Genomic DNA, 19992 nt, shown 5'->3' with positions numbered 1-19992 from the left:
TTAGACTCGCTCCTTGCTCCATGTGTAACAGGATGGGGCCATAGTCCATAAGGAGGTGAACCAAATGCGCAAATACGAATTGATGTACATTATTCGTCCTGATCTTGAACAAGAAGCTGTTCAAGCGGCAGTCGAAAAATTCCAAGGCATCATCCAAAACGGCGGCGAAATTACAAAGCATGACGTGATGGGCAAACGCCGGCTTGCGTATGAGATTAACAAGATCCGTGATGGAGTTTACGTTCTCGTAAACTTTACTGCAGCTCCAGAAGTTGTTGCTGAGCTTGAGCGGATTCTGAAGATTTCCGACGAGGTTATCCGTTATCTCATTACTAAAGACGTTGCTTAATCCGTAACTGAGTAATTCCTAATGCCCGAAGGAGGGGATTTGATTGTTGAACCGTGTCATTCTGATTGGACGACTTACCCGGGATCCGGAGCTGCGTTATACACCATCCGGTGTGGCTGTAACTCAGTTTACCATTGCGGTAGACAGACCGTTTACTTCGCAAGGGGGAGAACGTGAGGCGGATTTCATTCCGGTAGTTACCTGGAGACAGCTTGCGGAGACTTGCGCAAATTATTTGCGTAAAGGTCGCTTGACTGCTGTGGAAGGGCGAATTCAAGTTCGGAATTATGAGAATAACGAAGGTAAGCGTGTATACGTCACTGAGGTTATTGCCGATAATGTCCGTTTCTTGGAATCGAACCGCGAAGGTGCATCAGGTGGCGGAGGACCGCGTGAGGAAGCTCCGTTTGCTGGCGGCGGCAATGCCGGACGCAGCAATAATAACTCCTCCCGCAACAACGATCCATTCTCCGATGACGGGAAACCGATCGATATTTCGGATGACGATTTGCCATTTTAATTTGGAAAGGACTGAAAAGCATGAGCTTCAAACAAAGAGAAGGCGGAGACGACAAGAGACCGGCTCGCCGCGGCGGCCGTAACAAGCGTCGTAAAGTGTGCTACTTCACTGCGAACAAAATTACTCACATTGACTATAAAGACATCGAGCTGTTGAAGAAATTCATCAGCGAGCGTGGTAAGATTTTGCCACGTCGTGTAACAGGCACTAGCGCAAAATACCAACGTCTGTTGACAGTTGCTATCAAGCGTTCGCGTCAAATCGCATTGCTGCCATACACTACTGAATAGTATAAGCTGTTCAAATAAAAAGCTGACCTGTACTGAACGTACAAGGTCAGCTTTTTTGTGTTGAAAGCAATAAATTCTAAAGGCTAAATATGTTGCTCTCCAGTGGACTCCTTACACTTTAATCCAAAAAAGTATAAATTAATTATTCCTATATTTTAAGCTAATTTTAATCTTATTTTAAGGTTGGGATTGTCCTCTATAGGAGGACTTCTGTCACTATATAGAATCCAGGAATGAATTAATATACATTACATGAATTTTACAATCCAAGTAACCTTTTAAAAGGTGAGATAAAAAAGGTAGGGAATTAACAGGAAAAATACTTGGAATATTAGCTAACATAGAGTATATTATTTATTAAATTCAAATAAACCCCAATTTTTATGCGATAATTTAGAATAAATCAATGTAAAATTTTTTTAATTTAATTTTGACCAGTGGTTATTTATTCATAAAACAGAATAATAATGAACCATTAAACATCCCCCTTTATAGACATTCATCTATTATTTACTACATCAAAACCTTAAATCTATTAAATATTGATTAAATTCGTCAAAATTCTTCTTTGTTAGGGTGATAAATTTGAGCGAAGATTTGTTGAAAATTGAGAATTTAACCACCTCTTTTCGGATTGATGATGATTATTATGCAGCCGTAGATCATGTTTCACTCAGGGTTAGGAAGAATGAAATCCTAGCGATTGTAGGAGAGTCGGGCTCTGGAAAGAGCGCACTTGCCTACTCGATTATGGGTCTGCATACTCGGGCAAAGATGGAAGGGCATATCTATTACGGGGAGCAAGACCTCGTTGAAATGCCTGCGAACCAATTGAACAAATTGCGCGGGAAGGATATCAGCATGATTTTTCAGGACCCCTTATCTGCACTTAATCCTCTGATGACCGTCGGCAGGCAAATTGAAGAAGTCATATTGCTTCATCAGCCCACATCAGGCAAAGCCGAACGGAAGAGGCAGGCGATTGAGCTGCTTAACAAGGTTGGCATTCCACGTCCTGAAGTTACGTATTTGCAATATCCGCATGAGCTTTCCGGAGGGATGCGGCAGCGTATTGTCATAGCAATTGCTATCGCAAACGGACCGAAGCTGCTCATTGCTGATGAACCGACAACCGCACTCGATGTAACGATCCAATTGCAAATTCTCGATCTGATCCGAGAATTGAAGAATGATATGGAAGCCGGGATTATCTTAATCACTCACGATCTTGGGGTAGTCGCCGAAATGGCGGACCGTGTTGCGGTTATGTATGCCGGACAGATTGTGGAGATAGCAGACATCTATACCCTGGTCTCTAACGCAAAGCATCCCTATACCAAATCTCTATTGAACTCGATTCCGACCGTAAGTGAAGTGAAGTCTAAGTTACATGTCATTCAAGGGATAGTCCCGTCATTAAAAAATCTTCCCCGGGAAGGCTGCCGTTTTGCTCCGCGGATTCCCTGGATCGAGTCGGAGAAGCATGAAGCACATCCGGAGATGCATGAAATAGCGGAAGGACATTTTGTCCGTTGTACATGTTACAAACACTTTTACTTTCCGGCTCAATCAGAGGAGGATAGCGAACATGTCAATTCTTGAAATCAAAGATTTGAAGGTGCACTATCCGATTCGGGGAGGCATCTTCAGAACTGTTGTTGATCATGTAAGAGCTGTGGATGGCGTCAATATGACGATCAAGGCAGGTCAAACCTACGGCTTGGTAGGAGAGTCGGGCTCGGGGAAAACGACGATGGGCCGGGCTGTGATCGGGCTAAATCATATTTCCGGCGGAAGCATCAAATTTGAAGGCAAGGAAATTGGGCATGTCAAGGGCCGAAGCCGTTTTGGACGAGATATCCAGATGATATTCCAGGATCCCTACTCGTCTTTAAATCCAAAGAAGCGAGTGGGGGATATCATTGCAGAGCCGCTGCGCAATTTCGAAAAGCTGTCTCCGCAAGAAGAAAAGAAGCGCGTCCACGAGTTGTTGGAGCAAGTAGGACTAAGCCCGGAATCCTTTCTAAAGTATCCCTATCAGTTCTCGGGAGGGCAGCGACAGCGGATTGGGATCGCAAGAGCAATTGCCTTGAGGCCCAAATTAATCATCGCTGACGAACCCGTCTCTGCACTGGATGTATCGGTGCAAGCGCAGGTCCTGAACTTTATGAGAGAGATTCAAAGGGAACTCAACCTGACCTTTTTATTTATAAGCCATGATCTAGGGATTATCCGCCATATGTGCGACAAAATCGGAATTATGTATAAGGGCCGATATGTGGAAGAGGGGACGGCCAATGATATCTTTGAAAGTCCTCAGCACATCTATACCAAACGTTTAATCGCTGCGATACCGGATATCGATCCTCGCCAGCGGGAGCAGCAGGTAGAGTTCCGTCGCTCTGTCCAAGAAGAGTATAAGGAAGCTCACCAGAGATATTTTGACGAGAACGGATTGGTCTATCCCTTAAAGCCGGTTTCAGACACACATTTCGTGGCACTGCCTCAGAAAGGTTGAAAGCTATGTGGAAGACAATTGTTCGAAGAGTACTCATTATGATCCCTCAGATCTTCATTTTAAGTATCGTGCTTTTCTTAATGGCAAAGGCCATGCCGGGGGATGCCCTTACCGGACTGATTGATCCGAGCCTGGATCCGGATGCTCTTGCAGCGATGCGGGAGAAGCTGGGACTGAATAATCCATGGTATGTGCAGTACTGGGACTGGATATCAAATGCAGCGCAAGGCGACCTGGGTAATTCGTTCAAGTATAAAATGCCGGTAACCGAGTTGATTTCCCAGCGTGTCTCCAATACGTTGTGGCTGGCACTGGCAACGCTTATTCTGACCTATTTGATCGCTATTCCATTGGGCATCATTAGCGGGCGCTACAATGACACCTTTTTCGATCGGATTATTTCCGGATACACCTATATCGGTTTTGCTATGCCGCTGTTCATTTTTGGCTTGCTGATGCTGTGGTTCTTCGGATTTTACCTGGGATGGTTCCCTACCGGAGGCTCTGTTAATCCTAGAGCAACAGAAGGGATCGGATATGTCTTAAGTAAAATATATCATCTGCTACTGCCTGCACTGAGTATGGCGCTAATCGGAGTAGTTAGTACCGTGCAGTACCTCAGAAACGAAATCATTGACACAAAGCAGAAGGATTTTATTATCACTGCCAGAGCAAAGGGAGCCTCTGAATCCCGTGTGTACAACCGTCACATTTTTAGAAATTCCTTACTCCCGATCGCTGCATTTCTAGGTTTTGAAATTACGGGGCTTATTGGCGGGACGGTATTTATCGAGGCGATTTTTGCTTATCCCGGCATGGGGCAACTCTTTCTCCAATCGATTGTAGGACGCGACTTTAGTGTAGTTATAGCAGTTGCATTGTTGTTTGGGATCGCATCGATCGTCGGTGCGCTTATATCGGATATTATTCTAAACATTGTGGATCCTCGTATTCGCATAAAATAATTTAGGAAAAATTCGGGGTGAAAGAAATGGCAAATGCAAATGCTGAATTGATCCAGCCGGATGACTATAGCAAGAGCCCGTCAGGCTGGCGCGTACTGTGGCGAGAATTGGTTCGAGATAAGGTAGCCCTAGTCTCTTTAATATTTTTGGGCCTCATTATTGTCCTGGTCTACGGGGTATCCTTATTCCTTGATCAGAAGGAAGTGGTAAAGGTAGACCTCTTCGCCCTGTACCAGCCGCCTTCCGCAGATTTCTGGCTAGGTACGGACTACGGGGGACGGGATGTGTTCGGGCAATTGATTATCGGTGCCCGCAATTCCATCACCATCGGTGTAGTAGTCACCTTGCTGGCAGGATTAATCGGGCTTGTGGTTGGACTTGTAGCCGGATATTTCGGTGGTCATGTGGATAATGCGATCATGAGAGTGGTGGACTTCTTTATTATTCTCCCTTTCACCATGATCGTTATTATCTTCGTAACCATCGTTCCCAAATATAATATTATTCAATTTTGCTTGATTATGACCAGCTTCTTATGGATGAGCAAGGCGAGGTTAATTCGTTCCAAAACCTTGCAGGAAAGAGAACTGGAATATGTACAGGCATCAAGGACCTTAGGATCATCTAATTTAAGGATTATGATCATGGAGGTGCTGCCGAATTTAACTTCGATTATCATCGTTGCAATGACTTTAAGTTTGGCGGGAAATATTGGACTTGAATCAGGACTTTCCTTCCTTGGATTTGGTTTTCCTGAAAGTACGCCAAGTCTGGGAACGTTGGTTGGTTATGCCAGGAATCCTCAGACACTGGAGTCCAGATGGTGGATTTGGTTACCTGCATCATTACTGATCTTGGCGATGATGTTGAGTATAAATAATGTCGGTCAAGCGCTGAAGCGCGCGACAGATGCAAGACAAAGAAAAGGATAAAAAGGGAGGAATCTATCCATGAAAAAGTCGAGTTGGTCAAGGTCATGGCAAGTCGTGTTAATGCTAACCTTAGTGTTGGCTTTGGCGGCGTGCAGCTCCAATGGAGGCGACAAATCAGCAAACCCGGGAACCGGAAATAACACGCCTTCAGAGAATACGTCCAATCAAGGTGAGAACAGCACCGACGATGGCAAGCCAAAGGCAGATGCCGACGGCAATTTCAATATCGCTGATTTTTCCAACGTGAAGACAAACCGTGGGGAGCCGATTCAAGGCGGCAGCATCACATACGGTTTGGTAGGGGACTCCCCGTTTGAAGGAACACTCAATTTCAACTTCTATTCCGGATCTCCGGATGCGCACGTTCTGGAATGGTTCGATGAGGGCTTGCTGACTTGGGATGCAAACTATGTGTACACCAATGATGGAGCCGCTACTTATGAAGTGTCCGAAGATGGACGCACCTTTACCTTCACCATCCGTGACAACGTGAACTGGCATGACGGTGTTCCGGTAACGGCTGAAGACTGGGAATTCGCCCATGAGGTCATTTCCCACCCGGATTACAATGGCCCTCGCTATGGTTCCGATTTCACGAATATTGAAGGTGTTGTAGAGTATCATGAGGGTAAGGCAGACAAGATTTCAGGGATCAAGGTGCTTAATGACAAGCAACTGCAAATCACCTATATTAATTCCACGCCTTCCTTGCTGACAGGCGGAGTCTGGACTTATCCATTAGCCAAGCATATCTTTAAGGACATCCCTGTAGCGGATATCGCCGCTTCTCCACAGGTTCGTCAAAATCCAATCGGCTTTGGTCCGTTCAAGGTAGAGAGCATTGTTCCGGGCGAATCGGTTGTCTATAAGAAGAATACAGATTACTGGCGCGGCGAGCCGCTCCTGGATGAAGTGATTCTGAAAGTAATCCCTGCAACGACCGTTGTTCAAGAATTGAAGAGCGGCGGGGTTGACCTCGTAAGTGATTTCCCGGTTGACCAATATCCGGATAACGCGGATATGTCCAATGTTGAATTCCTGGGTATTATCGACCGCGCCTATTCCTATATCGGCTTTAAACTTGGAACATGGGATGCCGCGAAAAAAGAAATTGCTATGAATCCAAATGCGAAAATGGCGGATGTAAACCTGCGTAAAGCCATGTGGCAGGCGGTAGACAATGATCAGGTGGGTAAGAAATTCTACAAAGGTCTTCGTTGGGGCGGGACGACGCTGATTCCGCCTTCACATCCTGACTTTCACGATGCTTCTAACCCAGGCGTAACCTTTGATCTTGAAGCAGCGAAGAAAACATTGGATGATGCCGGCTATGCATATGATGGCGAATATCGTAAGAACCCAGATGGATCTCCGCTGGAAATCAACTTTGTTTCCATGACAGGCAGTGACATTGCAGAGCCGCTGGCTCAATACTATGTACAATCCTGGGCTGCCATTGGTCTGAAAGTGAATCTCGAAATGCTTGAATTCAACACCTTCTATACAAAAGTCGGCTCTGAAGGTACGGATGACCCGAACGTAGATGTGTATATGGGTGCATGGACGGTAGGTATTGATGTGGATCCAACAGGTTTGTACGGACGCGATGCGCTTTATAACTTCCCGCGTTGGGCATCTGAAGAAAATGATCGTCTGCTGGCAGACGGTGTTTCTGAGAAAGCCTTCGATGTGGAATACCGCAAATCGGTCTACAAAGAGTGGCAGCAATATATGGTAGAACAAATTCCTGTATTCCCTACCTTGTATCGTTCGCTCTTGTCTCCGGTCAATGAGCGGATCGTGAACTATGCCATTGGCGATGGAACGGGTCTTTACCCTCATCAAATCGGTGTAACTCAAGATAAGCCTGTTGTAGCAAAATAATTTTTCTTTCAACTCATTTAGCACCCTTCAAGGGCACTGAAAAGGGGCTGTCCCAAAGACTTGATCTGCGGGAGGGCCCCTTTCGGCATGCAAGCAGGGTACTGTACAATAGCATAGGACAGTTAAACATCGGAGAGCGAGTTAGGGGGCAACGCAGAATCATCAGTCTGGTTCATATCAGAGGCCATCATTTAGGGATTTGTCCCCTCTAATGCCAATATCCGACGCGGTAACTTTGTTGAATCGAAAATCGTCTGTATGGTATATTACGAAACGGTAGGATATTTACATGTGAGGACCCATATCAGATTCTTCATGAGATAAATTACCTGGATGGAGGCATATATATGAAAGAAGGCAAAAAACAGACGTCCCGGAAGAAGAGAAGCGGCATGCAAAAAGCGTTGATCGTGCTGCTCGTTCTCGTGATTGCCGGGGCAGGCGCGTTTGTATTCCGCAAGCCGCTTGCCGTTATGGCATTCGACTTGTTCTTATCCGGTCAGGTGGAGAAGAAGTTGGAGCAATCCTATGCTCCGCTTGAAGAAGAGCAGCAGCAGCCGGTTATTGTGGTAAAAGAGGAGAAAATGGAGCCGTTCAGCATGCTCCTGCTTGGGGTAGACCAACGGGCAAATGAACCGGCCCGTTCAGATACGATGATCTATGCGGTCGTCCGCCCGGAGGAATCGAAGGTGCTGTTGGTGTCGATTCCGCGGGATACGTATACCGAGATTATCGGCAGGGATAAGGAAGACAAGATCAACCATGCCTACGCCTTTGGCGGCGAGAAGATGACGAAGGATACGGTTGAGAATTTCCTCGGCAGCTCGGTAGATTACTATGCGGCAATCAATTTTGAAGGTTTGAAGCAGGTTGTCGATGCACTGGGCGGTATAGAGCTTCCAATTACGAAGGATATCGTGAACAAGCAGAAGGATCATGAGAAATTCACGATTAAAGCAAATAAGCCATTGTATGAAGGACAAGAGGCGCTCAACTACGTTCGATACCGGGAGGACAGCGACTTTAACCGGACCAAGCGGCACCAGATTTTTCTGAATGCGATCGTGGACCGGATGCTGAAGCTGGATCAGGTATCGAAAATCCCAAGCTTGATGGATATGATGGGTGAAAACTTCAAGACAGATATGCTGCCAAGCGACATTATCGAGTTATCGAAGAAGGTGCTGCTAGGTCCATCTCCGACGATTGAGGGCTTTACCATTATGGGTGAAGGCTTCCGCAAGGATGGGATATACTATGATGCAGCCAATGAGGAGGATCTGGAGTTCGCGAAGCAAATGATCGCCAGCTGGAGCAATCCGGACACGGAGCCGCAGGAGTTACTGCTGCCCGCAGACGCGGAGAAGGATGCAGCGGCTTCGAACACGGACAATGCGGGCAATACGTCGGCAACAGACACAACGAGTCAATAATCGGCAACATTCGAATTGTCCTATACAGGCCTTGATATGTTAGACTGAATATAGCACTTATAAAGGAAGTTCAAAAAGTCATCTTTTGATCACGAAGTAATTCAAGGGGTTAATTCGGCATCGAATCTTGCGTTCACCCTCGAAGTCTGAGCGGATGCTTACGAGGCATGCTTCCTTTGGAAGCATTTCGCTCATGTAGGGTTTGCCTACACTCCGTTCCTCCTTCTTCGGGTTCTCGCAACCTTCTCGGTGTTGAAAAGCTGACTTTTTGAACTCGCACTTATCTAAATAAATGATCCCTCGGCAGTCCGGTATACCGGCTGCCGATTTCGCGCCATGGCCTCAAGCGCCGCTCATATGCAGAACAGGCAAGGGAATCAAATGAGGAGGGCTTTTTAAATGAATATTGCGTTTTTCTTACTTCCCAAGAATGATGTGGTAACCGTTACAATGGATTCGACGCTGCGGCAAACGCTGGAGCGGATGGAGTTCCATAGGTATACAGCCGTACCCATTCTGGGAAGGGATGGAGTCTATGTCGGGACAGTTACCGAAGGCGATCTTCTCTGGTACATGAAAAATTCTGACGGCAAGGTGACATTTGAGAACGCTTCAAAATTTTATCTGCGGGAGATCCCGCTGAAGTTGAACATCAAGCCGGTATCCATTGATGCTGATATGGAAGACCTGATCAATCTGGCGAAGGTTCAGAACTTTGTGCCCGTCGTCGACGATATGGGCCGGTTCATCGGCATAGTCCGCCGCAGTCAGATTATTGAATACTGTGAGCGATTTGTGTCCAGAAGTACCGGAGTGCCCGGGATATAATTTTCGGTGCATCATCAGCCCCTCGTTGCTTCTCTTGAGGGGCATGCTTTATGCTATAATGTAGAATAATGCTTTTTTGGGAGGGTGAAGGCTGCCGTCTATGCAAAAGGAAATGGATGTCGCCAAGCGTGCGAAAGTGATTGAATGGTTGAAGACCGAGGTTGTCGATCACGTATCCCGATTATTCAAGGCCTTGTGGGAAGGCAGCACGACACGCATCATGGACAGCCTTGCCAGCCTGATGGTTAGCAGTTACATACTGGGACGCCGGCTGGGTATATCTTATCGGGATCTGGATGAAGCAGTTCTGGATAAGCTGAGGAAACATAAGCAAGAAGGACACCAGTTGGAAGACTGGTATCAAGATATCTCCACACTGGAAGAACATATGCGTAAGAGGTGAACCCACTTGAAATTCCGCTGGACATCGGTGGCCTGGAGCATCGTGTATTTGCTGCTTCTGCTGTCACTGGCAACACCGCTGACGGTCGTCACAACTTTCTTCTTGATTGTGCCGGTCGTCGTGCTCTATGCGACACTATCTTTTCGGGGACTGGCGCTGCATCTTGTCCCGGCCTGGCTGATCGCTGCATTGATCTTTGGTCCGGCCATATTGCTGCAGGCGGTCTATTTCCTGATTCCCGCTGTCATTATGGGGCACCTCTATAAAAAAAGGACTTCCGCACTCAAGGTTTTATTCATCGGGGCGGGTTCCATTACAGCCTTGTTCTTGCTGCTGCTGCTGATTACGACCATCTGGTTTGATTTCAATCTGGCAGGCATGATCGAGGAAATGCTGAATTTAGCCATGGCGCCATTACAAAATATGACGGACACCTCGCTTGCCGGCGGGGCTGTATGGACTCCGGAGCTAAGTCAGCAGCTTTCGGTATTTACGGTCCGCATGATTCCGTTCACGATTATTGTATGCTCGCTGGTGCTGGCAAGCCTCACCCATGCGATTGTCCGTCCGACTCTGGCAAGCATGGGACATATCGTTCCTAAGCTGCCGCCGCTTCGCGACTGGCGTTTTCCTCGCTCCTTGATCTGGTATTACTTGGTCGGATTGATTCTTCAGCTGTTTTCAGGATCATCCGTTCCGAATAGCTTTATAGGTACAATCCTGTTGAATATGATGCCTTTGCTGCAGTTCTTGTTCTTGGTTCAGTCGGCCAGCCTGTTCTTCTTCGTGGCGTACCACAAGAAGTGGAATCCTGCGATTCCGGTATTGCTTGTCATAGCGGCTTTATTCCTTGCACCGTTGCGCATTGCCGGGATGCTTGATATTGCATTTCCGCTGCGAGAGAAGCTCACGAGACCAAAATGATAGGGTGAAAAGGCATGCCAAGTTTACTACAAAAACGCTGGCACGGATACCAGACCGTATGGATGTTCCTGCTCCAGCTTCTGCTCGTCATTTTCGTCAGCTTCTACAACTGGATTCTCGGACTTGTCGCACTCTGTCTGGTTGGAGTCCTGGCGTATTTTATGCTGCAGGCGGAGCGGCGCTTCCGCAAGGAGCTGGTGAAGTACGTCACGGATTTGACGTACAGGATCAAACGGGTGGAGGGCGAAGCGATCGGACGCCTGCCGTTCGGTATTCTGCTGTTCAGCGACGATCGAGTGGTCGAATGGCACAATCACTATGTCGCGGGAGTATTTGGCAAGGACACGGTTGTCGGCCAGCCTTTGCCTGAACTGCTGCCCAGCTTGCCGTTTCCGGCAAGAGACAAGAAGGATATTAAGCCCGGCAAGCATACAATTGAGGTTGTGGCGGGCGGACGTTACTACGAATTGTCAGTGGATCATGAGGAACGCTTGATCTACTTCCACGATATTACCGAGCTGGCGCTTCTTCGGGAGCGGTATGAGAACGAACGCGTAGCGCTGGGGATTATTCTGCTGGATAATCTGGACGAGGCTGCGCAAGGTATGGACGACCAGCAGCGGACCGCGCTGATCGCCCGTGTCGCGCAGGCGATCACGGAATGGGCTAAGCAGTATCGGATCTATCTGCGCCGACTGTCTTCCGAGCGGTATCTGATGATCCTGAATCAGAGATCGCTGAACGAACTGGAGCAGAGCCGGTTCGTGATCCTGGACGAGGTCCGCGAGATGACCGCGGACCTGAAGGTGCCGATGACCCTTAGCATCGGCCTTGCCTTCGGCACCGAGCGCTTCAGCGAGCTGGGCGAACTGGCCCAGTCGAGCCTGGACATGGCGCTCGGGCGCGGGGGTGACCAGGCCGCTGTGAAGGCAGGCCAGCGGCTCTCGTTCTACGGCGGCAAGACCGGCGCCGTAGAGAAGCGGACGCGCGTGCGTGCACGCGTCATTGCGCATGCGCTGCGCGATCTGATGCAGGAGAGCGATCGCGTGATTATTATGGGCCATCGGATGCCCGATCTCGACGTAATCGGGGCATCCATCGGCGTCATGAAGGCCGCCGATATGTATAAGGTGGAGGCCCATATTGTGCTGGATGAGTCGAATCCAGGCATCGAGCGCTTGATGGAGCGGATCCGCCAGGAGGAACCGCTGATGCGCCGGTTCATCTCGCCGGAGCAGGCGCTCGGCATGATGACGCCGCATACGCTGCTGGTGGTCGTGGATACCCATAAGGGCTCGATCACGATGGAGCCGAGGCTGGTTGATGCGGCCCGTCGGGTGGTGGTCGTCGACCATCATCGGCGCGGAGAAGAATTTATCAATGATGCTGTGCTCGTCTACCTGGAGCCGTATGCTTCGTCTGCATGCGAGCTGGTAACCGAGCTGCTGCAATACATTCATGAGAAGGTCGAATTAAGTCCGCTTGAAGCAACGACGCTGCTTGCGGGGATTACCATCGATACGAAGCATTTTGCTCTGCATACCGGATCGCGTACCTTTGAGGCCGCCGGGTTCCTGCGCCGCATGGGCGCAGATACGGCCTTGGTACAACGGGTGCTCAAGGAGGATTTGCAGGAGTATATCGCGAAGGCGGATATTATCAAGCATGCCCGCATGATTCATAATCATATTGCGCTCGCCGTGACCGAGGAGAACCGCAAGATACCGCAGCTATTGATTGCTCAGGTTGCAGATACGCTGCTTAACATGACCAATGTGCTCGCCTCGTTCGTCATTAGCGAGCGCCCTGACGGGTTGATCGGAATCAGCGCCCGTTCACTCGGCAGTATGAATGTGCAGGTAGTCATGGAGCGCCTTGGCGGGGGCGGGCATTTAACGAATGCCGCAGTACAGCTGGAAGGTACCCAGGCGGAAGCAGAGCAAAGGCTTCTGGCCGTTCTGGATGAAATCGAGAAGGAAGAGGGGTTATTCGAATGAAGGTTATCTTTTTGAAGGATGTTAAAGGACAAGGCAAGAAGGGTGAGATCAAGGAGGTATCGGAGGGCTACGCACAGAACTTCCTGATCCCGCGCGGGCTGGTTCGTCCGGCTACCGACGGCAACGTGAAGACACTGGAGAACCAGACTGCCGCAGAGGCCAAGCGCAAGGAGCGCGAGAAGGAAGAAGCAGCGGAACTGGGCAAGAAGCTGGAAGAGATGACGGTAACCTTGAAGGCGAAGGCTGGAGAGGGCGGCCGCCTGTTCGGAGCCATTACGAGCAAGCAAGTGGCGGAAGCACTTGAAAAAGCCGGGGTCAAAATCGATAAACGAAAGATTGAAATGCACGATCCGATTCGTTCGCTTGGCGTCACTCAAGTACCGGTGAAGCTTCATCCGGAAGTGAAATCGACGGTCAAGGTTCAGGTCACGGAGGAATAAGATGAGCGTAGATCCTTATTACGACCGTATCCCTCCGCAGAATCTGGAAGCAGAACAAGCGGTGCTTGGCGCGATCCTGCTTCAATCCGAAGCGCTTATTACGGCCATGGAGCGGGTTCGTACCGAGGATTTCTACGATAAGCCTCACCAGCTCATTTATGAAGCGATGGTACAACTGGGGGAGGAAGGGCAGCCGATTGATCTGGTTACGCTGACCTCCCGTCTGCAGGATCGCGGCGAGCTGGAGGAGACGGGCGGGGTCAGTTATTTGGCCAAGCTTGCGCATGCTGTTCCGACTGCGGCAAACGTGGATTACTATGCCCGAATCATTGAAGAGAAATCGATGCTCCGGCGTTTGATTCGTACAGCAACACAGATTGTCAGCGATGGCTACACGGGAGGCGAGGATGTCTCCGGTATGCTCAGCGATGCCGAGCGCCGGATTCTGGAGATCTCTAACCGCCGCTCCGGCAGCGGCTTTATTGCCATACGCGATGTATTGATGGAGGTGTTCGATCGGGTCGAGCAGCTTCACCAGAACAAAGGGAACACCACCGGCATTCCGTCGGGGTTCGTCGATCTGGACAAAATGACGTCCGGCTTTCAGCGGAATGACCTGATTATCGTAGCTGCACGGCCTTCCGTGGGTAAGACCGCTTTTGCGCTGAACATCGCGCAGAATGTCGCGGTACGTGCCAAAGAGACCGTGGCGATCTTCAGTCTGGAAATGTCGGCGCCCCAGCTGGTACAGCGGATGATCTGCGCCGAGGCTAATCTGGATGCAGGCGTGATGCGGACCGGTGATTTCAAGAACGATGATGATTGGTCCAAGCTGACGATGGGCATCGCGGCCTTGTCCGAAGCGGAGATTTACATTGACGATACACCCGGTGTCACCGTAGCCGATATTCGGGCCAAGTGTAGACGGCTTAAGAAGGAGAAGGGGTTAGGCATGATCGTGATCGACTACCTTCAGCTCATTCACGGCCGCGGCAAGCCCGGCGAGAACCGTCAGCAGGAGGTCTCGGAAATATCCCGGACGCTCAAGCAGATTGCTCGTGAGCTGGAAGTGCCGGTTATTGCTCTTTCCCAGCTTAGCCGGGGTGTGGAGCAGCGGCAGGACAAGCGTCCGATGATGTCTGACCTGCGGGAATCCGGTTCGATCGAGCAGGATGCCGATATCGTTGCCTTCCTGTACCGGGATGATTATTATAACCAGGAGACCGAGAAGAAGAACATTATCGAGATCATTATCGCCAAGCAGCGGAATGGTCCGGTAGGTACCGTAGAGCTGGTCTTTCTGAAGAACTTCAATAAATTTGCCAATTATGAGCGGGCGCATAGCGATGCTTTCGCCGGATAGTCTATTTTTCCGAATAAATCGACATTTATCACTTTATTTCCGAACAATCATTCATGTCATTGGGTGATTGTTCGTTTTTTAATTTGACTTTAAAAATGGAGACTGGTAAACTGATATTGCTGCTTTGATGCGCTAAATTAACGTAAAATGTCAGGGTAGCAGGATTCAGTTACAGCCACAATTACGGGTGAAGCGGCCAAGCGGCACAGCGTCATCTTAATTCAAGCAAATACAGGTGCGAAGGCACCGGGCGGGGGAATGTACATGTCAACGGTAGTTGTTGTAGGAACCCAATGGGGAGACGAAGGTAAAGGTAAAATCACGGATTATCTGGCGGAGAGCGCAGATGTGGTGGCCCGTTATCAAGGCGGTAACAACGCCGGTCACACCATTCTTATCGATGGCAAGAAGTACAAACTCAGCCTGATTCCTTCGGGCGTGTTCTATTCAGATAAGAAGTGCGTGATCGGCAACGGGATGGTTGTGAATCCGTCCGCGCTGATCGACGAGATTAATTATATTCACGAGAATGGCTTCACGACGAAAAATCTGGTGATCAGTGACCGCGCGCATGTCATCATGCCGTATCATATGGTGCTGGATGCTCTGGAAGAAGATCGCAAGGGACCGAACAAGATCGGTACGACTCGCAAGGGAATCGGCCCGGCTTATATGGATAAGGCGGCTCGCAGCGGCATCCGGATTGCCGATCTGATGGATCCGGAGGAATTCGAGCTCAAGCTGCGTCACCTGATGAACGAGAAGAATCATGTGATTCAACAGGTCTACGGCGCAGAGCCGCTGGATGTTGAAGAAGTGCTGCAGAAGTATCTGGAATATGCAGAGGTGCTTCGTCCTTACGTCACCGATACCTCCGTGGTATTGAACGATGCGATTGATGCGGATAAAAAGGTATTGTTCGAAGGGGCGCAAGGTGTGATGCTGGACATCGACCAAGGCACCTATCCGTTCGTTACCTCATCCAATCCATCGGCTGGCGGCGTCTGCATCGGCTCAGGGGTAGGACCTTCCAAGATCGATCAGGTGATCGGTGTTGCGAAATCCTATACGACCCGCGTCGGCGACGGACCTTTCCCAACCGAGCTGAACGATGAGATCGGCGATTTCATCCGCGAGACCGGTCATGAATACGGCACCGTAACCGGACGTCCGCGCCGGGTCGGCTGGTTCGACAGCGTCGTTGTCCGCCATGCCCGTCGTGTAAGCGGATTGACCGGACTGTCATTGAACTCGCTTGATGTGCTTACAGGTCTCAAGACAGTTAAAATCTGTACCGGTTATAAATACCGCGGTGAAGTTATCACTCACTATCCGGCGAGCCTTAAGATGCTGGCGGAATGTGAAGCCGTATACGAAGAACTTCCAGGCTGGAGCGAGGACATCTCCGAAGCGAAAACACTGGAGGATTTGCCGGAGACGACTCGCAACTACGTGAAGCGCGTATCTGAGTTGACCGGTATTCCGATTGCGATCTTCTCCGTAGGCCGTAACCGCAGCCAGACGAATCAGGTTCTGCCAATCTACGAATAACCATCATAGGCCGTTTTCTGCAAGCCGTTATTTTCTACGGTATGCAGAAGCGGTCTTTTTGCTGTACTTCACAAACCTGCACTGCTCGTAAATGGATGTGAGAAGTAGTAGAAAGAGTCTATCTTCCTGACTAGTCTGCTCATTTGCTCTTAGGGGAGGTTATATCTCCACTTTGCCGTCCATACTGGAAATATAGTAGACAGATGCGCAGCCGAATCACTAGCTTCCGTTCTATCAAGCGGATGCTTGAAGCTAGAATGAACCGGCTGACGGCGGGATGGAGGAAAGTCAGTGAAATGGTTGCTTAAATTCGCAAGACTGGGACTGGTTGTGGTTATGGTCACGCTGCTGACCGTGCTTACGACGGGATATGTGGTAAATACGTACATTCAGACGCTGCTTGGCAGCTATAATCTGTCTATAGCCGGTCAGGCGCCGAGCCTGGGCAGTATGATGAAGGGAATGCTGGGATTCGGTTCGCAGGGGGGTTCTGATTCGAAGGGGCAACCGGCACCGGACAGGAATGAACAAGCAGGAGCAGGCTTAGATGCTGCGGGGGCTTCGGGAACAGAGCGCTTGGGAGAGAACAATACCTCGGAGGATCAAGAGGCTAACGGGGATACAGGCAGCTCGCCGGTAGAGGGTGACGTAGAGGAGGAAGCTCCTGAGGGCTCCATTCCGGTCATGGGCGGCATTGCAGGCGAGGCGGCAGGGGCCGGACAAGATCAGCAGGTATTGGTAACGCCGGACGATCTATTGGCGAAGAAGGACGAGCTAAGCGACAGTGAGAAGGAAGAGGTATTCGCCACCTTGATGAGCAAGCTTCCTCAGGAGGAGATGCTGAGAATGAGCGAGCTGATCGAAGGGGGATTAACAGAGACGGAAATGATCGAAATTGAACAGATTCTATCCAAGCATTTAAGCAAAGAAGAGTATGCCAAAATCTTGAATTTATTAAAAAAATAGCGTTCACATTCACAGGATTGTAAAAAAGAATAAACGGAAAAATTTGCATAAAAAGCCGGGAGCCTAAGTATAATAAGGGCTTCCGGCCTTTTTGGCTTGAGTTGAAATGTTAAAGCTGACTGTGTTACTCTTAACAAGGATAATAAAAGGTTAAAATTTTGACATCATTTCATGTCGATTTCAGTCGAATTGCAAAGGAGAACAGCAATGAAAGGTTTCAGGGGGATGCGCTGGCAGCTATGGCGCAAGAATAAAGACACCGATCCAACTAATCAAAACCACCCGGACAGCCAACAAAGCAAGTTCAGACCAATCTCAGAACTGACAAGACGCTTGAACATGACTCCCAAGATCCGGACGATTGCAATCAGTGCGGTTGCCGTTTTCGTACTGGGCAGTGGCGGGTATTTTGCAACAGTAGAATATGTAGAAGCACATACGGTAGCTTTCTACCGTGTATACGTCGGAGAACAGGAAATAGGGACTATAGAAGAGGAGCAGCAGCTTCAGGCGTTGTTCCAGGAGAAGCAAAAGGAGTATAGCGAGAAATATCCGGAAGTTGAGATGGCCGTTCATACGGAAGGCATCAAGGCGGTTCCGGATCAGGCTTATAAGGCTGAGGTTAACAGCGAAGAGACGCTGGACAAGCTCTATGGCATGCTTGCCGGCTATGCCAAGGGTGTTGAACTGAAGGTGGATGGCAAGACGATTGCCATTGTTAGGGACCAAGAGACCGCGGATCAGATTCTGGAGCAGATTAAGACCAAGTATGCTCCCGAGCTGAAGACGGCCTCTGTTCCTGCGTTCGTAAGTAAGGTGGCCAAGACAGGCGGCAATAGTGCGGCCCTAGCTGATGCTGCCTCAGATACAGCAACAACAGAGGATCCGGACAATGCGCTGGAGAAGGTCTCCATCAAGGAGCAGGTGGATGTTCAGGATGTGGACACCGATCCCTATAAAGTGATGGCAGCCAGCGATGTGGTAGCGAAAATATTAGAAGGCGACGAAGCTGCGATTACGTACGAGGTGCGTGAGGGAGATACGATTTCTTCGATCGCTTCAAAATACGGAGTGACACAGCAGGAGCTATTCAACCGCAATCCCGGAGTGAAGGAGCTTACCCTCCAAATTGGCACAGAGCTTCAGATCCAGGCGGTACAGCCGGCACTTACGGTTACTACAGTAGAGCGAGTCTCCGAGCAGCTGGTAACCGAGCCGCAGGTCATCATTCAGAAGAGCGATGAGATGCGTGCAGGCGAGACAAAGGTACTGTCGCTCGGAGAGAGCGGGCTTAAGACGATGAAGTATCGGGTGACGAAGGAAAACGGAGAAGTCGTCGAAGAAGAATGGCTCGGGCAAGAGGTCATCAAGGAATCGAAGCCGAAGGTTGTTCTAGCGGGTACGAAGATTGTGCGGGGAATCGGTACGGGCGATTTTGCCTGGCCGGTGTCCGGGGCGAAGCTGACGAGCAGCTTTGGCGAGCGCTGGGGCAAGACGCACAAAGGTATTGATCTCGTCTCCTCCAACAAAAGCATTCTGTCCGCCGATGATGGCGTTGTTACCTTTGCCGGCACGAAGTCAGGATACGGCAATTGCATTATCGTCGATCACCAGAATGGATACCAGACCTTATACGGCCATCTGAGCAAGATCTCGGTGAAGAAGGGGCAGATTGTGGAGAAGGGCACCAAGCTGGGCGTGATGGGTAGTACCGGCCGCTCGACAGGCACGCATCTGCATTTCGAGATTATCAAGAACGGCAGCGTTCAGAATCCATTGAAATATTTATAATCCATGTTTTTAAGAAAAACGCCCTCGCGGCGTTTTTTTTGCATCGTCTTATGACCCGCCGTTACAGGTATGGTAAGATAGAATAAGATTGGTCAAGGTCTGAGAGCTGTGGGGTGACAAGCGGATGCAAGGAAAGATATTAGTGGTCGATGATGAACGGCCTATTGCAGACATATTGAAATTTAATCTGGAAAAAGAGGGCTATGAGGTTATTGTGGCCTTCGACGGCATTGAAGCGGTGGAGCTGGCTTACAGCGAGCAGCCCGATCTGATCCTGCTGGATCTGATGCTGCCAGGCAAGGATGGAATGGATGTATGCCGGGAGGTCCGGGCGAAGCTGCAGACCCCGATTATTATGCTGACCGCCAAGGACGGGGAGATCGATAAGGTGCTGGGCCTGGAGCTTGGTGCCGATGATTACGTCACGAAGCCGTTCAGCACCCGCGAGCTGCTGGCCCGGGTGAAGGCACAAATGCGCAGGCAGCAGAAGCCGGTCGCACTGGCAGATCCGGATGAACGGCAAGGGATCAGCCTGTTTGAGCTGTTTATTGATACAGATACCTTTACGGCCTACAAGAATGGCGAAGCGCTTGATCTGACGCACCGGGAGTTCGAGCTGGTGCATTACCTGGTGAGAAATGCCGGAAAGGTCATGACTCGGGAGCATTTGCTGCAGGCGGTATGGGGGTTTGAATATTTCGGCGATGTGCGTACAGTCGATGTGACAATCCGGAGACTGCGGGAGAAGATTGAGCAGGATCCGAGCAAGCCGGAATACATCCTGACGCGCCGGGGACTCGGATATATGATGCGGAGCTCCAAGGCGGGTGCATTCTAG

General features: G+C 49.7%; 19 protein-coding genes. All 19 read left to right on the top strand.

Going from position 1 to position 19992, the window contains the following annotated elements:
- Nucleotides 1-64: 64 nt before the first annotated feature.
- The 19 genes from rpsF to yycF all read left to right on the top strand — a co-directional run bounded on the left by rpsF (nt 65) and on the right by yycF (nt 19992).
- A complete protein-coding gene (rpsF, locus tag KQJ23_RS17950) occupies nt 65-349 on the top strand; it encodes a 30S ribosomal protein S6 (protein ID WP_044481563.1) in 285 nt (94 codons plus the stop codon).
- A gap of 43 nt (nt 350-392) precedes the next feature.
- Nucleotides 393-869, top strand: a complete 477-nt coding sequence (ssb, locus tag KQJ23_RS17945) for a single-stranded DNA-binding protein (protein ID WP_212942302.1) — start codon at nt 393-395, stop codon at nt 867-869.
- A 20-nt stretch (nt 870-889) separates the two neighbouring features.
- Entirely contained in the window at nt 890-1159 is a 270-nt protein-coding gene (gene rpsR, locus KQJ23_RS17940; protein ID WP_044481560.1) for a 30S ribosomal protein S18, read from the top strand.
- A gap of 585 nt (nt 1160-1744) precedes the next feature.
- Complete coding sequence (locus tag KQJ23_RS17935; protein WP_216480286.1) at nt 1745-2761, top strand: ABC transporter ATP-binding protein; 1017 nt, start codon at nt 1745-1747, stop codon at nt 2759-2761.
- Nucleotides 2748-3677 (top strand): ABC transporter ATP-binding protein, encoded by a 930-nt coding sequence (locus KQJ23_RS17930; protein WP_216480285.1) that lies wholly within the window; start codon nt 2748-2750, stop codon nt 3675-3677. Before KQJ23_RS17935 ends, KQJ23_RS17930 begins: the two co-directional genes overlap by 14 nt.
- A 5-nt stretch (nt 3678-3682) precedes the next feature.
- Nucleotides 3683-4642 (top strand): oligopeptide ABC transporter permease, encoded by a 960-nt coding sequence (gene opp4B, locus KQJ23_RS17925; RefSeq protein WP_216480284.1) that lies wholly within the window; start codon nt 3683-3685, stop codon nt 4640-4642.
- Between the two features lie 26 nt (nt 4643-4668).
- Nucleotides 4669-5574 carry an ABC transporter permease gene (locus KQJ23_RS17920; protein ID WP_216480283.1) on the top strand — a complete coding sequence of 302 codons (906 nt, stop codon included), beginning with the start codon at nt 4669-4671 and terminating at the stop codon, nt 5572-5574.
- Nucleotides 5575-5592: 18 nt separating this feature from the next.
- Complete coding sequence (locus tag KQJ23_RS17915) at nt 5593-7458, top strand: oligopeptide ABC transporter substrate-binding protein (RefSeq protein ID WP_216480282.1); 1866 nt, start codon at nt 5593-5595, stop codon at nt 7456-7458.
- A gap of 347 nt (nt 7459-7805) precedes the next feature.
- Entirely contained in the window at nt 7806-8891 is a 1086-nt protein-coding gene (locus KQJ23_RS17910) for an LCP family protein (RefSeq protein WP_216480281.1), read from the top strand.
- Nucleotides 8892-9290: 399 nt separating this feature from the next.
- A complete protein-coding gene (locus KQJ23_RS17905; RefSeq protein ID WP_216480280.1) occupies nt 9291-9719 on the top strand; it encodes a CBS domain-containing protein in 429 nt (142 codons plus the stop codon).
- 100 nt (nt 9720-9819) lie between these two features.
- A complete protein-coding gene (locus KQJ23_RS17900; RefSeq protein ID WP_216480279.1) occupies nt 9820-10122 on the top strand; it encodes a MazG-like family protein in 303 nt (100 codons plus the stop codon).
- 6 nt (nt 10123-10128) lie between these two features.
- Nucleotides 10129-11046 (top strand): DUF2232 domain-containing protein, encoded by a 918-nt coding sequence (locus KQJ23_RS17895; RefSeq protein WP_216480278.1) that lies wholly within the window; start codon nt 10129-10131, stop codon nt 11044-11046.
- Between the two features lie 14 nt (nt 11047-11060).
- Nucleotides 11061-13043, top strand: a complete 1983-nt coding sequence (locus KQJ23_RS17890; RefSeq protein ID WP_216480277.1) for a DHH family phosphoesterase — start codon at nt 11061-11063, stop codon at nt 13041-13043.
- The gene (gene rplI, locus KQJ23_RS17885) at nt 13040-13483 is read left to right on the top strand and encodes a 50S ribosomal protein L9 (protein ID WP_044481549.1); all 444 of its coding nucleotides are present in this window, start codon (nt 13040-13042) and stop codon (nt 13481-13483) included. Before KQJ23_RS17890 ends, rplI begins: the two co-directional genes overlap by 4 nt.
- Nucleotide 13484: 1 nt before the next feature.
- On the top strand, nt 13485-14846 hold the full coding sequence (dnaB, locus tag KQJ23_RS17880; RefSeq protein ID WP_044481547.1) for a replicative DNA helicase: 1362 nt from the start codon (nt 13485-13487) through the stop codon (nt 14844-14846).
- Between the two features lie 264 nt (nt 14847-15110).
- Nucleotides 15111-16397, top strand: a complete 1287-nt coding sequence (locus KQJ23_RS17875) for an adenylosuccinate synthase (protein ID WP_216480276.1) — start codon at nt 15111-15113, stop codon at nt 16395-16397.
- 291 nt (nt 16398-16688) lie between these two features.
- Complete coding sequence (locus KQJ23_RS17870) at nt 16689-17363, top strand: hypothetical protein (protein ID WP_216480275.1); 675 nt, start codon at nt 16689-16691, stop codon at nt 17361-17363.
- Nucleotides 17364-17570: 207 nt separating this feature from the next.
- Entirely contained in the window at nt 17571-19154 is a 1584-nt protein-coding gene (locus KQJ23_RS17865; protein WP_216480274.1) for a peptidoglycan DD-metalloendopeptidase family protein, read from the top strand.
- 124 nt (nt 19155-19278) lie between these two features.
- On the top strand, nt 19279-19992 hold the full coding sequence (gene yycF, locus KQJ23_RS17860) for a response regulator YycF (protein WP_216480273.1): 714 nt from the start codon (nt 19279-19281) through the stop codon (nt 19990-19992).

Source organism: Paenibacillus brevis, from assembly GCF_018919145.1.
In the GTDB taxonomy this organism is placed as follows: Bacteria; Bacillota; Bacilli; order Paenibacillales; family Paenibacillaceae; genus Fontibacillus; species Fontibacillus brevis.
The sequence above is the reverse complement of the archived record's forward strand: the minus strand, read 5'-3'. Positions and strand labels throughout refer to the sequence as shown.

What these genes read in the sequence shown, in the direction of transcription:
- KQJ23_RS17875 (WP_216480276.1), top strand. Translation starts at nt 15,111, where the DNA reads ATGTCAACGGTAGTTGTTGTAGGAACCCAATGGGGAGACGAAGGTAAA.
- KQJ23_RS17915 (WP_216480282.1), top strand. Translation starts at nt 5,593, where the DNA reads ATGAAAAAGTCGAGTTGGTCAAGGTCATGGCAAGTCGTGTTAATGCTA.
- KQJ23_RS17865 (WP_216480274.1), top strand. Translation starts at nt 17,571, where the DNA reads ATGAAAGGTTTCAGGGGGATGCGCTGGCAGCTATGGCGCAAGAATAAA.
- KQJ23_RS17910 (WP_216480281.1), top strand. Translation starts at nt 7,806, where the DNA reads ATGAAAGAAGGCAAAAAACAGACGTCCCGGAAGAAGAGAAGCGGCATG.
- KQJ23_RS17900 (WP_216480279.1), top strand. Translation starts at nt 9,820, where the DNA reads ATGCAAAAGGAAATGGATGTCGCCAAGCGTGCGAAAGTGATTGAATGG.
- KQJ23_RS17930 (WP_216480285.1), top strand. Translation starts at nt 2,748, where the DNA reads ATGTCAATTCTTGAAATCAAAGATTTGAAGGTGCACTATCCGATTCGG.
- rpsR (WP_044481560.1), top strand. Translation starts at nt 890, where the DNA reads ATGAGCTTCAAACAAAGAGAAGGCGGAGACGACAAGAGACCGGCTCGC.
- KQJ23_RS17890 (WP_216480277.1), top strand. Translation starts at nt 11,061, where the DNA reads ATGCCAAGTTTACTACAAAAACGCTGGCACGGATACCAGACCGTATGG.
- dnaB (WP_044481547.1), top strand. Translation starts at nt 13,485, where the DNA reads ATGAGCGTAGATCCTTATTACGACCGTATCCCTCCGCAGAATCTGGAA.
- opp4B (WP_216480284.1), top strand. Translation starts at nt 3,683, where the DNA reads ATGTGGAAGACAATTGTTCGAAGAGTACTCATTATGATCCCTCAGATC.
- KQJ23_RS17905 (WP_216480280.1), top strand. Translation starts at nt 9,291, where the DNA reads ATGAATATTGCGTTTTTCTTACTTCCCAAGAATGATGTGGTAACCGTT.
- rplI (WP_044481549.1), top strand. Translation starts at nt 13,040, where the DNA reads ATGAAGGTTATCTTTTTGAAGGATGTTAAAGGACAAGGCAAGAAGGGT.
- yycF (WP_216480273.1), top strand. Translation starts at nt 19,279, where the DNA reads ATGCAAGGAAAGATATTAGTGGTCGATGATGAACGGCCTATTGCAGAC.
- KQJ23_RS17920 (WP_216480283.1), top strand. Translation starts at nt 4,669, where the DNA reads ATGGCAAATGCAAATGCTGAATTGATCCAGCCGGATGACTATAGCAAG.
- rpsF (WP_044481563.1), top strand. Translation starts at nt 65, where the DNA reads ATGCGCAAATACGAATTGATGTACATTATTCGTCCTGATCTTGAACAA.